This is a genomic window from Gottfriedia sp. OAE603, assembly GCF_040543965.1.
Taxonomy (GTDB): Bacteria; Bacillota; Bacilli; order Bacillales; family Bacillaceae_G; genus Gottfriedia; species Gottfriedia solisilvae.
Window position 1 is genome coordinate 3,020,024 of record NZ_JBEUNN010000001.1, and the last position, 12,188, is coordinate 3,032,211.

General features: G+C 32.3%; 17 protein-coding genes. 6 read left to right on the forward strand and 11 right to left on the reverse strand.

Annotated elements, in window-relative coordinates:
* Positions 1-3: 3 nt before the first annotated feature.
* A complete protein-coding gene (locus ABID96_RS15485) occupies positions 4-636 on the reverse strand; it encodes a helix-hairpin-helix domain-containing protein (RefSeq protein ID WP_192602803.1) in 633 nt (210 codons plus the stop codon).
* Positions 637-725: 89 nt separating this feature from the next.
* Here ABID96_RS15485 and comER point away from each other — a divergent pair, with 89 nt between their 5' ends.
* Positions 726-1,541 carry a late competence protein ComER gene (gene comER / locus ABID96_RS15490; protein ID WP_087998703.1) on the forward strand — a complete coding sequence of 272 codons (816 nt, stop codon included), beginning with the start codon at positions 726-728 and terminating at the stop codon, positions 1,539-1,541.
* 113 nt (positions 1,542-1,654) lie between these two features.
* On the opposite strand, the gene ABID96_RS15495 is transcribed toward comER, so the two are convergent.
* From ABID96_RS15495 to ABID96_RS15525, 7 genes are read right to left on the reverse strand one after another with little or no spacing between them, the layout of a single operon-like run.
* On the reverse strand, positions 1,655-2,398 hold the full coding sequence (locus ABID96_RS15495; RefSeq protein ID WP_192602804.1) for a class I SAM-dependent DNA methyltransferase: 744 nt from the start codon (positions 2,396-2,398) through the stop codon (positions 1,655-1,657).
* On the reverse strand, positions 2,395-2,751 hold the full coding sequence (gene rsfS, locus ABID96_RS15500; RefSeq protein ID WP_192602805.1) for a ribosome silencing factor: 357 nt from the start codon (positions 2,749-2,751) through the stop codon (positions 2,395-2,397). Before rsfS ends, ABID96_RS15495 begins: the two co-directional genes overlap by 4 nt.
* Before the next feature lie 11 nt (positions 2,752-2,762).
* On the reverse strand, positions 2,763-3,329 hold the full coding sequence (gene yqeK, locus ABID96_RS15505; protein ID WP_192602806.1) for a bis(5'-nucleosyl)-tetraphosphatase (symmetrical) YqeK: 567 nt from the start codon (positions 3,327-3,329) through the stop codon (positions 2,763-2,765).
* A gap of 36 nt (positions 3,330-3,365) precedes the next feature.
* Positions 3,366-3,656 carry a ribosome assembly RNA-binding protein YhbY gene (gene yhbY / locus ABID96_RS15510; RefSeq protein ID WP_087998699.1) on the reverse strand — a complete coding sequence of 97 codons (291 nt, stop codon included), beginning with the start codon at positions 3,654-3,656 and terminating at the stop codon, positions 3,366-3,368.
* On the reverse strand, positions 3,650-4,492 hold the full coding sequence (gene aroE / locus ABID96_RS15515; RefSeq protein WP_192602807.1) for a shikimate dehydrogenase: 843 nt from the start codon (positions 4,490-4,492) through the stop codon (positions 3,650-3,652). Before aroE ends, yhbY begins: the two co-directional genes overlap by 7 nt.
* Before the next feature lie 23 nt (positions 4,493-4,515).
* Positions 4,516-5,625, reverse strand: coding sequence for a ribosome biogenesis GTPase YqeH (yqeH, locus tag ABID96_RS15520; protein ID WP_192602808.1), 1,110 nt, complete (start codon positions 5,623-5,625; stop codon positions 4,516-4,518).
* On the reverse strand, positions 5,622-6,143 hold the full coding sequence (locus ABID96_RS15525; RefSeq protein WP_192602809.1) for a YqeG family HAD IIIA-type phosphatase: 522 nt from the start codon (positions 6,141-6,143) through the stop codon (positions 5,622-5,624). Before ABID96_RS15525 ends, yqeH begins: the two co-directional genes overlap by 4 nt.
* 257 nt (positions 6,144-6,400) lie before the next feature.
* Between ABID96_RS15525 and sda the strand changes: the two genes are divergently transcribed.
* On the forward strand, positions 6,401-6,541 hold the full coding sequence (gene sda, locus ABID96_RS15530) for a sporulation histidine kinase inhibitor Sda (protein ID WP_087998695.1): 141 nt from the start codon (positions 6,401-6,403) through the stop codon (positions 6,539-6,541).
* Positions 6,542-6,680: 139 nt separating this feature from the next.
* On the opposite strand, the gene ABID96_RS15535 is transcribed toward sda, so the two are convergent.
* Positions 6,681-7,460: a phosphatidylserine decarboxylase gene (locus ABID96_RS15535; RefSeq protein ID WP_192602810.1), complete on the reverse strand. Its 780-nt coding sequence runs from the start codon at positions 7,458-7,460 to the stop codon at positions 6,681-6,683.
* A 261-nt stretch (positions 7,461-7,721) separates the two neighbouring features.
* On the opposite strand from ABID96_RS15535, the gene ABID96_RS15540 reads away from it, so the two are divergent.
* The 4 genes from ABID96_RS15540 (at position 7,722) to crcB (ABID96_RS15555) (ending at position 10,180) form a co-directional block, all read left to right on the forward strand.
* Entirely contained in the window at positions 7,722-8,357 is a 636-nt protein-coding gene (locus ABID96_RS15540) for a GTP pyrophosphokinase (RefSeq protein ID WP_192602811.1), read from the forward strand.
* Between the two features lie 255 nt (positions 8,358-8,612).
* Positions 8,613-9,374 (forward strand): CPBP family intramembrane glutamic endopeptidase, encoded by a 762-nt coding sequence (locus ABID96_RS15545; protein WP_192602812.1) that lies wholly within the window; start codon positions 8,613-8,615, stop codon positions 9,372-9,374.
* Positions 9,375-9,437: 63 nt separating this feature from the next.
* Positions 9,438-9,827 (forward strand): fluoride efflux transporter CrcB, encoded by a 390-nt coding sequence (crcB, locus tag ABID96_RS15550; RefSeq protein WP_192602813.1) that lies wholly within the window; start codon positions 9,438-9,440, stop codon positions 9,825-9,827.
* Positions 9,824-10,180, forward strand: coding sequence for a fluoride efflux transporter CrcB (gene crcB, locus ABID96_RS15555; RefSeq protein ID WP_192602814.1), 357 nt, complete (start codon positions 9,824-9,826; stop codon positions 10,178-10,180). The genes crcB (ABID96_RS15550) and crcB (ABID96_RS15555) overlap by 4 nt, the downstream gene beginning before the upstream one ends.
* Positions 10,181-10,265: 85 nt before the next feature.
* Here the strand turns inward: crcB (ABID96_RS15555) and ABID96_RS15560 are convergent, their stop codons facing one another.
* Both ABID96_RS15560 and ABID96_RS15565 read right to left on the reverse strand, forming a co-directional pair.
* Entirely contained in the window at positions 10,266-10,715 is a 450-nt protein-coding gene (locus ABID96_RS15560) for an SRPBCC family protein (RefSeq protein ID WP_192602815.1), read from the reverse strand.
* Between the two features lie 161 nt (positions 10,716-10,876).
* The gene (locus ABID96_RS15565) at positions 10,877-12,109 is read right to left on the reverse strand and encodes an aminopeptidase (protein ID WP_192602816.1); all 1,233 of its coding nucleotides are present in this window, start codon (positions 12,107-12,109) and stop codon (positions 10,877-10,879) included.
* Positions 12,110-12,188 lie beyond the last annotated feature (79 nt).

The window sequence follows — 12,188 nt, forward strand, 5'->3', positions numbered from 1 at the left end:
ACCTTAGCGAATCAATATAAATGGTTTCATTTGTTCCAATGATTTCGTACCTATTCCATTTACTTCATCTAATTGTTCGATTGAGGTAAATGAACCATTCATTTCGATATACTCTTTTATATTTTTTGCTTTTGACGGACCAATTCCAGGAATTTTTTGGAGCTCTTCAATTGTTGCATGATTGATGTCAATTGTCTCTTTATGATCCGCTTCGTTATTTGTAACCGAGCTTACTTGTATATCGTCTATAGTTTCTTCGCCAATTTTTGGCACATAAATGACCATTTCATCCTTTAATTTCTCAGCTAAATTTACTTTATTGCGATCGGCTCCACTTTTAAATCCCCCGGCAAGATTTATTGCATCATTCACTCTACTTCCTACTTCTAAACGAAAAATACCCGGTGTTGTTACTGCCCCTTTCAGATCAACGATTACTTCTTCTTGTTCTTTATTCTGCTTATGGTCTTTTGCTTCGTCGCTTCTATCTACAATATTAGAATCCTTTGTTTGTGAAGCTTCAGGCGTGACGATCATTTCATTTTGTCGATTGCTTTGAAATAAGTTTATCGCAAAAATCAAAACGATTATGAACGTTAACCAAAAAAACTTATTTCGTATGATTTTTATGAACATGTAAAATCCTCCTTAGAACTTATAACATTATTTTCTAACTTGCTTCATATAGTGTAGGAGAGAATGTATGCAAAGGATGTGATGTACTCATGAATGTAGGCATCATTGGCACAGGAAATATGGGATCCATTTTGCTTAATGGGTTTATTAAATCCAAGGCCCTTAAACCTTCCGAGTTAACAATTACAAACCGTTCAATTCATAAAGCTTATGAGCTCAAAAATATATACCCTGAACTGAAAGTAGCAGAACATGCTAAAGATGTAATTAGCGCTTCTGACATCGTTCTAATCTGTGTAAAACCATTAGAAATACAACCACTCCTCTCATCATTGCAAACATCTTTTACAAAAAATCATTGCGTTATTTCCATTACTAGTCCAATTAATGTTGAACAGTTAGAAGCCATATTACCCTGTCAAGTAGCCCGTGTTATTCCTAGTATTACGAACCAAGCTTTAAGTGGCGTAACGTTGGTTAACTTTGGGAAAAGTTGTTCAGCAAAAACTAAGGAAACAATCATCGAACTATTTTCGAACATTTCAAAGCCAGTTATGATTACAGATGACATAACAAGGGTTTCATCTGATATCGCAAGTTGTGGCCCTGCTTTTTTTAGTTACTTACTTCAAAGATTCATTGATGCAGCAGTATGTCAAACTGAAATTACTAAACAACAAGCAACGATTTTAGCGGAAGAAATGATTATCGGATTTGGAAAACTAATTGAACAAAAACATTTTACTTTGGAAACGCTACAAGAAAAGGTTTGTGTAAAGGGCGGTATTACGGGAGAAGGTATAAAAGTGTTAGAAGAACGTGTTGGTGATTTATTTGAGGAGATTTTTGAAAAAACACATAATAAATTTGATAAAGAAATCGAAAAAGTGAAAGAGCAATTTTAATTTTTTTAAGTATATGATTTTTCAAATAAAACTTCAAATTGAGAAATTTTATTTTTCGTCGTTAATAAAGTAAAAAACCCTTTAAGAAAAAGAATTTTCTCTAAAGGGTTTTTTTATTTTTTAGTTGCTATAAAAAAGATTCGTTCAGTTGATTCTTCTACAGCTTGGTCAAAATCACCGATCATTTCTTTCACTTCAAATCCTGCTTGATTTAATAAAGCACGATAAGTTTCAATTGGAAACGTTCTTTGAATGTGATATTCTTCAAAACGTTCATATGAATCACGGTTTTCTTCTTTCATAAAGAACACTAAATCATGCTCTACACTTAAAGGCTGTTCACCTTGCGTACAAGACCAGACTAAGCTTAATTCTTCATCATCGATGAAAAAGGTTTCTTCACCAAAAATTTCTTCAATTTTATAAGGAGAATGAACATCGAATAAGAATATTCCTTGATCTTTTAGACTTTCGTGAACTTTTTCAAACGTTCGCAAAACTTGATCTTCTGAATGTAAGTAATTTAGTGAGTCGCAAAAAATGGTAATACAGTCTAATTGATTGAAACCTTCTAATTCCATCATATTTTGTTGATAAAACGGAATTTGAACTCGCGCTTGTTCTGCTTTAGCCATAGCAACACTTAACATTTCTTCAGATAAGTCTACACCACTTATCGTATAATTTTGTTTTGCTAATAAAATTGGTAGCGTACCTGTTCCACATCCGATATCAAGAATTGTGGGTTGATTTATTTCATACTTTTGAAAAACGTCATTAACGAACTGTAACCACTTATCATAAGGGACATCATTCATTAATTCATCATACAAATACGCGAAGCGATTGTATGTCATGAAAGAAGCTCTCCATAAACATCAAGTGATGGAGCATCTCCCCATAGTTTTTCTAAATTGTAATATCCGCGTTCTTCGCGGTGGAATACATGAACTACTACATCTCCAAGGTCAACCAATACCCAACGAGCTTCGTCAAAACCTTCTAAACGTTTCACATTTCTCCCATTTTGAAGTGCTTGATCCTTCACTTCTCTTGCAATTGCTTGTACTTGTTTATCTGAGTTACCATGACAAATAATGAAATAATCCGAGATTGCAGATATTCCTTTCATATCTAAAACCACTAATTCCTCAGCTTTTTTATCATCAGCAGCTTTAACAGCTAACATCATTAGTTCTTTTTCATTCATTATAGTTCCCCCTAACTTTTAACTTTCTTTAAAATTGAATTATAGGTTTTAACCGTTAATGGGTATACACTTTGATCTTTCTCAATTAAGTATGTGATAGTATTTTTTAATGCATACAATAGTGCTTGATTCAAATCCAAATCAGCTAATTTCCTCGCTTCTTCGACACCTGGAAATTGGCGGTTAGGTTCTATATAATCTGCTACATAAATTACCTTATCTAAAAGGCTCATTTCTTCATGACCGCTCGTATGATAAGTAATTGCTTGTAATACATCTTCATCTTCTATTCCATATTCATGTTTTGTAAGAAATGCACCTACAGGAGCATGCCAAAGTTCTTTATTGTGTTGTAAAAGTTCTAATGAAAATTGATTTTTCTCCATTATTTCTTTTAATTCAATAATCGGCATACATTTTGCGACGTCATGGAAAATTGCAGCCAGCTCTGCTTTTTTCACATCTGCACCATACTGCTTTGCAAGACGGACAGCAGTTTCCATCACACCAATAGTATGTGTAAAACGCCCGTTTGTTAGTTTATCTTTTACAATCGAAAGTGCTTTTTGTTTATCCATTAATCCGCTTCTCCTCTAATTAACGGTATTGTCTAATTAAGGTAATACGATTGTTTTATTTTCTTCTGATTCTTTATATAAAACAATTGTATGTCCTATTACTTGTACTAGTTCAGCATCTGTACCTTCAACTAGCTGATCTGCTACATCGTAACGATCATCATCGCAATTTTGAAGTATACTTACTTTTAAAAGTTCTCTAACTTCAAGCGCTTCTGAAATCTGCTTAACCATATTTTCATTAACTCCACCTTTACCTACTTGGAAAATAGGGTTTAAGTGATGTGCTTTTGAACGTAAAAATCTTTTTTGTTTACCAGTTAACATTTTGTTCCTCCAAGCTTTTCTTCTAATAATTTATATGCATTAATTGTATTTGGAAAAATTCCTGTCCACTCTTGGAATGCTATTGCACCTTGATAAATAAACATTGGTAATCCATTTTGAATCTTTGCATTTTTTTGTTCTGCTTCTTTTAAGAAAGCAGTTTTGTACGGGCTATAGATTAAATCAGACACAACTGTATCAGGCGATAAGTTATGAAGTGACATTGGTTTTGCAGCTTCATTCGGTTTCATTCCAACAGATGTTGTTTGAATAACTAGAGAGTAAATACCTAATTGTTCTTCTGCATCTGAAATAGAAATAACTTTTACATCTTGATCTTTTAAAAGTAATCCATTTATTAATTCCCGTGCTTTTTCTGTCGTACGGTTTGTGATTGTAATATGCTTCACACCTAAATGCAATAAGCTACACAATATTGCTCTAGCCGCACCACCTGCACCAATGATTAAAATATTTTCTTGCTCAATTGGACTTTTTAATACAAGAGATAAACCTCTACAATAACCAATTCCATCTGTATTTTTACCATAAAGTCGACCATCTTTATTGATAACAGTATTTACTGCACCTATTTCTTTTGCTAATGGATCGACTTCATCTAAATACTTCATAACTTCAACTTTCAATGGTGCTGTAACATTAAATCCTTTCGCAGTTGAACGAAATTCTGTCACAATTGATTCTAGATCTGATATACCAACTTCTTTCGCATCATAATGGCCATGTATTTGATTTTCATGGAACCATTCGTTATGCATAGTTGGTGACATTGAATGACCAATCGGTTGACCGATCACGTAAAATTGGTCTCTCATCTCTCCCGCCCCCAAATCAATTTTTATATAATTGAATTACGAAGTGTTATACCTACACCTTTTGGTGCATAAGCAACAATTTTTGCACCTGGATCATTTACTGTGATCCAACCAAGTCCAGAATAAACGATATCCGTTTTTCCTTCTTTTATCATAAATTCATGTTTTACTAATTTTGGTAACTCATTAATTTGTTCACCATATGGTGGTACTAACAATTCACCTGCTTGTCTTTCATACAAATCATCAGCATTCTCTTGTTTTGTACGATGGATTGATAACTCGTTTGAGAAATGACAAGTAAATGATCTTCTTCCACCTTCTAGATAATCGAAACGTGCTAATCCACCAAAGAACAATGTTTGGCTTTCATTTAATTGATAAACCATCGGCTTAATTTCTTTTTTAGGCGTAATAATTTTCAAACCTTTTTTATCAACGAAATGAGCCATTTGATGATGATTAATGATTCCCGGCGTATCAATTAAATCACTTTCATCATCAAGTGGGATTTGAATTAAATCAAGAGTTGTTCCAGGAAAATGTGATGTTGTAATAATATTATTATTTTCTTCGCTGTAGCGCTTAATCATTGTATTAATAAACGTTGACTTACCAACATTCGTACAACCTACTACGTACACATCTTTACCTTCTCTTAACTTCTCAATAGTCTCCGCCAACTCATCAATTCCAGTACCTTTAGCAGCACTTATTAAATGAACACCAACCGGATGTAATCCCCAGCGTTTTGCTGTTCCACTCATCCATTGTGTAAGTCTATTCTTCTTAACTGACTTTGGTATTAAGTCTGCTTTATTTCCAACTAGTAAGACTTTATTTTTACCAACAAAACGGTTTAATCCATTTAACCAACTACCTGAAAAATCGAAAATGTCGACTACTTTAATAACAAGACAATCTTTATCGCCAATTCCATTTAAAATACGGATAAAGTCAGAATCTGTTAACTCAACATCTTGAATTTCGTTATAGTTCTTTAAACGAAAGCAGCGTTGACAGATGATTTCTTCTTTTTCTATTGATGATGGTGGTGCAAAACCTAACTTGTTTTTATCCTCTGTTTGAATTTCAACTCCACAACCAATACATCTTATTTCATTATGACTCACTTTTTATCCTCCCATTGTAGTAATCCTTGTTTCTTAAATGAGGAAAGAATTCTACGTTCAACCATTCTATTAAATCTTGTCCAAATTCCATCAGTACTCGCAACTGGAACAACTAAGATTGTATGAATGCCTTGTCGATTCCCTCCAAATACATCTGTTAAAAGCTGATCGCCTATCATACAAACCTCATCAGCTTTCAAGTTTAATAATTGGTATGCTTTCTTATATGAAACCGCTAGTGGTTTTCGAGCGCGATGAATAAATGGGATTCCAAGAGGTTCACAAAACTTTCCTACTCGTGTTTCATTGTTGTTTGAAACTACAGTTATTTTAATCCCTGCATCTTTCATGCTTCTAAACCAATTTGTTAACTCAGGTGTAGCTAAAGGACGATCCCATTCAACTAACGTATTATCTAGATCGGTAATAATTCCTTTAATCCCTAAGTTTTTCAAATGCTCAGGTGTGATTGCATAGACATTATTTACAAATTCATTCGGTAAAAACTTTTTTAACATGATAAACACCTCATAATATTCATAAAATCGTTCGACAAATAACAACAAATACCATCGTTGTGGATAAGAATATACACATTATCCTATTGCCATACAACTGCATTTTCAGAAAATATAAACAAATTACTAACAACTTATCCACCGATTTGTGTGGATAAACGAACGATTGTTCTATTGAAAAAAATTTGATACATTAGGCTTACAAAGTATTTCCAACACTTTTATCACGCGGAGGTGAAGCCCAGCTGGGCAATATTATGTACAAATTAAATGATGATTTGTTACTTGAGTCCTACAAAAAAGCACTTGGTCTACAACTAGATCCAGCCTTTATTTATTTAATCGAAAAAGAAATAAAAAGAAGAGGCCTTGACTATTATATTAGACAAACATCTTAATACTTTTTATTATTTTCAATATAAGCAAATAATACAAGTAAAATAAAAATACAAGCACTCTTTACAATAACAGAAAAAGAACCATCTTTCTACACGATGGCTCTCATTTCGTGAAAAAAAGTGCAAACTACATCAATATTTAATGTAGTTTCCCTAAGTTTTCTCCTACTTTTATAGGTTGACCAGACTTTAGTTTATTATTTGCTGTAAAACTGTCTGCTTCAAATAATAAAACAACTGTTGAACCAAAAGAAAAATATCCAACTTCAGAACCTTTTTTAAGACGTTTTTCTTTTGCTGTGACTACAATTGTATTTACAAACATTGCACCAACTTTAATCATCGCTATATGCTTCCCGTTTTCAGAAGATTTCACCTCTGAAACTACACGGTAGTTTTTCGAAAGAGGATCTTTACCATATGTTAAACCAGCTTTATTTACAGGATAAGATTTAGCACCTAATTCAAATTGAGAAATGACTTCACCTGCAATCGGACTATGTATACGATGGTAATGACTTGGACTTAAATAAAGCACCATATAATATCCCTCATTATACTTATCTGCCATTTCTTTTGAACCTAACATTTCAATAATACTATATGTTTTTCCCTTAACAATAAATTGTATATCTTTTTCAATTTTACCATGAGATTCTAATACACCATCAACTGGACAAGCCAATTCATTTTCGCCTGCATAAATTGGTCTTGCATCATTTTTTAATTCTCTTGTAAATAATGCATGGAGAGTTGGAAAAGATGTATTTTTACTTTCTTCCATATTAAGTTTAAACGCATTAATATATGGTTTAATGAGTACCTTACTTAATCTTGATGTAGAGAATTTCCTAAGAAATCCCGATGTTGCCCTATTATTTGTTAGTTCAATAAACATACGATAAAATCCTTGTTTCATCTATTTACCCCTTATTTACTTAATTAAAATAACTATTTTATATTCTTATCTAATTTAATTTCTTAATTCGTATTCTCCTTATTTCCTTAACCGTCCTCTTGCCACTCTTTCTTACATCTAAATTGCCCATATCGATGTACTACTTTTTCTTCTACTTTACTCTAGATTTAAAATACTGTCACTAACCGTTCATCTGAATTTCACACTAAGTTCACATTTAACTGTTACAATACGGATGTAATGACTATTAGGAGGTAGCCTATGTTTGAAGAACAAAGCTTAGGTGAATGGAAAAACACTCTTTTAATATACAAATTTGCGTTAGATGAAATAAATACGAAAATTAAAATATTAAATGAAGAATTCACATTAAATCATGATCACAATCCAATCGAACACGTAAAATCAAGAATTAAAAAACCCGACAGTATTATGAATAAGCTTGAACGTAAAGGACTTGAACTGTCACAAAATAACATAGAAAACCATATTAACGATGTAGCTGGAGTTCGAATTAGTTGCTCATTTATCAGTGATATTTATAAAATCTATGAATTATTAAAACAGCAAGATGACATCTATATAATAGAAGTTAAAGACTATATAAAAAATCCAAAACCAAACGGATATAAAAGTTTCCATATGATTATCGAAATTCCGATCTTCCTTGCATCTGAAACTAAAAGAGTCAAAGTAGAAATTCAAATTCGAACAGTTGCTATGGATTTTTGGGCAAGTCTTGAACATAAAATTTTCTATAAATACAATAAAAAAGTTCCAAATGAAATTATTGAGAGCTTAAATGAGGCTTCAGCTACGGTTAATTCCTTGGACTATAAAATGGAGAGTATTAAGAATCAAATGGAAGAAATAAAAGAACTAGAATATCAGAAATAATCGTTCTTTTGGGAAGTGACTGAGATCCATTCTATCAGTCACTTTTTTTCTTCTTTTCTAGATGCTTAAAAAGATCAAGTAAAATCTATCAAACAAGGAATTCTCTTATCTAAATTTGATTTATTTTATCTCCAAGCATAAAATTAGTTCTTTCAACATCAATTTTAAGATAAAATAATATATAGTAGTATGAAGTTCTGTTCGAATCTTATTAAAATTTGTTCTTATAGATAAACTGTGTATTGGGGGAAACGAATGAATAACGACTTACATTACAATACATTCATACCTGAAAATATTCCTAATGAACGAAAGACAGCTATTAAGACACTTGTTTATTATATTTTAATATTTGTTATCGGTTTGAATGTACTTTTATTTCTTGGATCAATCGGAGCTGCAATTGTAGTTGCTGCAACTGGGTTGGATATATCAGATGATGAACTGTTTAAACTATTTACGGATGCCTCTATTTATTTAGATACTATTTTTGGTTTCCTTAGTCTATGGTGGCTTTACTACTATACAAAAAAGAACGGTATTCTTTCATTAAGAAGAATTAAAATTTCTGTTTACGACATCTTGTTAATAATAGGTGCTTATGTAGCGTTGATTGTAACTGCTGGATTGTTAGATTTTATCTTTAAAAGTTTCGGCGTTTCAATTGCGACACCTGATAATCAAAAAGCAGTAGAAGACTTACTTTCTTCAAATCCTGTATTAATGATGATTTCGGCCATCATTTTAGCTCCTATTAAAGAAGAGTGGATCACAAGAAAATTAATTATCGGTTCCATTTTTAAAAACCTTCCATATGTTGGATTGATTGTTAGTTCATTCGGTTTTGGATTATTGCATATGATTGCAGGTTTTTCATTTTATGCCTTAATTCAATATTCATTAGCAGGACTAATTTTTGGTATACTTTATATCTTAACGAAACGTATAGAAGTTTCTATATTAGCTCATTTTTTAAACAACTTTGTTTCAATTTTGGCTTTTTATTTACTAAAGTAAATTTGCTTAACGCTCCGAACTGGAGCGTTTTTCTATTGATAGATTTAAAGAGGTGAAGGTTTTTTGTATTATTTATTTGTTTTTATAGGTGGTTTTTTTGGGTCAATTTCTCGAAATCTTGTTGGTAATATGATTCAACCTTTATCAAGTGGATTTCCTCTTCAAACATTTTTTATTAATTGCATTGGTAGCTTCTTTTTAGGTTCATTTTTACCCTTCGCAAAAATCCGTTTGAAACCTGAATATAGTTTATTAATTGGTACAGGTTTTACAGGAGCATTTACAACTTTCTCTACATTCTCGCTTGAAAATGTACTTCTAATGAATGAAAAACAATATTTTATAAGCTTCCTTTATATAATCTTTAGTATGTTTGTTGGGATTTTTTTAGCATATTCTGGATACAAACTAACAGATCAATTTCATAAAAAGGAAGGTGCATCTACTTCATGATTTTAATTGGCTTATTTGGTGGTTTAGGTGCAGTTTCTAGATATGCTATTGGAAACTTTATATCAAAATATAACAAAACTTCATTTCCATATGGTACTTTTCTCATCAATATGATAGGGTCGATGTTACTCGGAATAACAAATCATTTCTATATGGATCGAATCATTTCCGCTGACATTTGGCTCTTTTTGGGGGTGGGATTTTTAGGTGCTTTTACAACCTTTTCTACTTTTAGCTTTGAGGCAATTCAATTATTTATGTCCAAAAAATACAAATTAGCCATTTTTTATGTTTTACTTTCTACTATATTATGCATTTTAAGTGCATATCTTGGTTTTAACATACTTACATGAGAATACGAAAAAAGACCTCTACTACTATTAGTCAGTGGTCTTTTTTCTTGTGCTCACCTATTTAAAGGGATTCATAGGTTTTTAATTACCAACCAAAATCCAATGTTTTTCCTGTTTCAGCAAATGTTTTTACATTACTTAAGATCATCGGCCAACTTGATTTCGTATTTTCATATGATGGATGATTTTCCGGCCATTTGTCATTAACTAGTTTAAGTTTCGTACAATTTCCTCCTTCTTCTAGGTATAAAGTTATTCTAGTCTCAAGTTCTGCATGGTTTTCTCGATATGATGGTCCTGCATGCTCTGTGTAACTCATCATTTTATATGGTTCATAAGCTAGTATTTCACCATATACATGAACTGTTTCATCTCCATCCGCTCCAGGTCCAATATATTCATAAGGTGCACCTACTTCAAATGTTGATTTTAATACACAACCGAAAAAAATAGCTTTTGTACCTTCAGGGGAAATAAAAATATTCCAAATGTCCTCAGGTTTTGAATTAATATAAATTTCATACGTAAGATCCATGCAATAACCTCCAATTATTTGACTGGTATCAAGAATACAACGATACTTCCATTATATACCAATTAAACTTTTATCCCATCATTTATATTTTAAACTTCATGTCATATTAGAATAAAAAAACACCACTTAATAAATTAAGTGATGTCTTTTCTTTTTTGAAATTAGAATGCCCAGTTACCATTACGCATAATCGGTTCTACAGTGCCATCTTCTTTAATACCATCAATGTTTAGTTCAGCTGATCCTATCATGAAATCAACATGAGTTAAACTTTGATTAATTCCTCGTTTTGCTTGCTCTTCTGGAGCTAATTTTTCGCCATCTTTCATGTTGTTCGGGTAAGCTTTACCAAGCGCTAAATGACAAGATGCATTCTCATCATATAACGTGTTAAAGAAAATTAATCCTGTATTAGAAATAGGAGAATCGTGAGGAACTAAAGCTACTTCACCTAAACGGCGAGCACCCTCATCAGTATCTAATAAATGTTGTAACGTATCATAGCCTTTTTCAGCTGTGAAATCAACTACACTACCATCTTTAAATGTAAGTGAGAAGTTTTCGATTAAATTCCCACCATAGTTTAAAGGAAGCGTGCTTGTTACAGTACCATTTACACCGTGGCTATGTGGCATAGAGAAAACTTCTTCAGTTGGAATGTTTGGATTGAACCATTTTCCATCTTCACTGTTTGCTCCTCCACCTTTCCATACATGATCATCAACTAGGTCTAGTTTTAAATCAGTACCTGGTGCAGTATAATGTAATGTTTTATAACGCTTGTCATTTAATTGAACAACTTTTTCTTGTAAGAAATCATTGTGTTTTTCCCAAGCTTGAACTGGGTTTTCATTGTCTACGCGGCAAATTTTGAATACAGAATCCCAAAGTAATTCCATTGCCTTATCAATGTTTTCATTTGGATACACTTTTTCTGCCCATTCTTTACATGGGATAGCAACGATTGACCAACGAATACGATCGGACATCATATATTCGCGGTATTTATGTAATGCAGTATTTGCAGTTTTGTTGAATGTCGCAATACGTTTTGGATCGATTCCTTTTAATAGCTCTGGATTTGGTGAGATGACTGAAAGAACTGCACCACCATTTTCAGCTAATTCTTCCATAGCTGTTACTTTCCAAGCTGGAAACTCTCCAAATACTTCATCTGGAGCTAATTCATATTTCGTACGTGTTACTGCGTCGTCATTCCAATCAATGTTTACAAGCTTAGCCCCTGCTTCATAAGCATACTTTACTACCTTACGAACGTATTCAGCAGCAATAATTGGTGCGTTTATATGTAATGTTTGTCCTGGTACGATATTTACTCCACTCTTTACAGCAAGTTCAGCATATTTTTCTAGTAATTGTTCAAACTGAGACATAAAAATTCCCTCCATTAAACGTTTTTTGACTAACAACTAAATTATAATATAAATTTCAGAAAATTGGTACACAAAATAG

Coding starts and splice junctions, on each gene's coding strand:
- ABID96_RS15485 (WP_192602803.1), bottom strand. CDS start 636: ATGTTCATAAAAATCATACGAAATAAGTTTTTTTGGTTAACGTTCATA.
- comER (WP_087998703.1), top strand. CDS start 726: ATGAATGTAGGCATCATTGGCACAGGAAATATGGGATCCATTTTGCTT.
- ABID96_RS15495 (WP_192602804.1), bottom strand. CDS start 2,398: ATGACATACAATCGCTTCGCGTATTTGTATGATGAATTAATGAATGAT.
- rsfS (WP_192602805.1), bottom strand. CDS start 2,751: ATGAATGAAAAAGAACTAATGATGTTAGCTGTTAAAGCTGCTGATGAT.
- yqeK (WP_192602806.1), bottom strand. CDS start 3,329: ATGGATAAACAAAAAGCACTTTCGATTGTAAAAGATAAACTAACAAAC.
- yhbY (WP_087998699.1), bottom strand. CDS start 3,656: ATGTTAACTGGTAAACAAAAAAGATTTTTACGTTCAAAAGCACATCAC.
- aroE (WP_192602807.1), bottom strand. CDS start 4,492: ATGAGAGACCAATTTTACGTGATCGGTCAACCGATTGGTCATTCAATG.
- ABID96_RS15525 (WP_192602809.1), bottom strand. CDS start 6,143: ATGTTAAAAAAGTTTTTACCGAATGAATTTGTAAATAATGTCTATGCA.
- sda (WP_087998695.1), top strand. CDS start 6,401: ATGTACAAATTAAATGATGATTTGTTACTTGAGTCCTACAAAAAAGCA.
- ABID96_RS15535 (WP_192602810.1), bottom strand. CDS start 7,460: ATGAAACAAGGATTTTATCGTATGTTTATTGAACTAACAAATAATAGG.
- ABID96_RS15540 (WP_192602811.1), top strand. CDS start 7,722: ATGTTTGAAGAACAAAGCTTAGGTGAATGGAAAAACACTCTTTTAATA.
- ABID96_RS15545 (WP_192602812.1), top strand. CDS start 8,613: ATGAATAACGACTTACATTACAATACATTCATACCTGAAAATATTCCT.
- crcB (WP_192602814.1), top strand. CDS start 9,824: ATGATTTTAATTGGCTTATTTGGTGGTTTAGGTGCAGTTTCTAGATAT.
- ABID96_RS15560 (WP_192602815.1), bottom strand. CDS start 10,715: ATGGATCTTACGTATGAAATTTATATTAATTCAAAACCTGAGGACATT.
- ABID96_RS15565 (WP_192602816.1), bottom strand. CDS start 12,109: ATGTCTCAGTTTGAACAATTACTAGAAAAATATGCTGAACTTGCTGTA.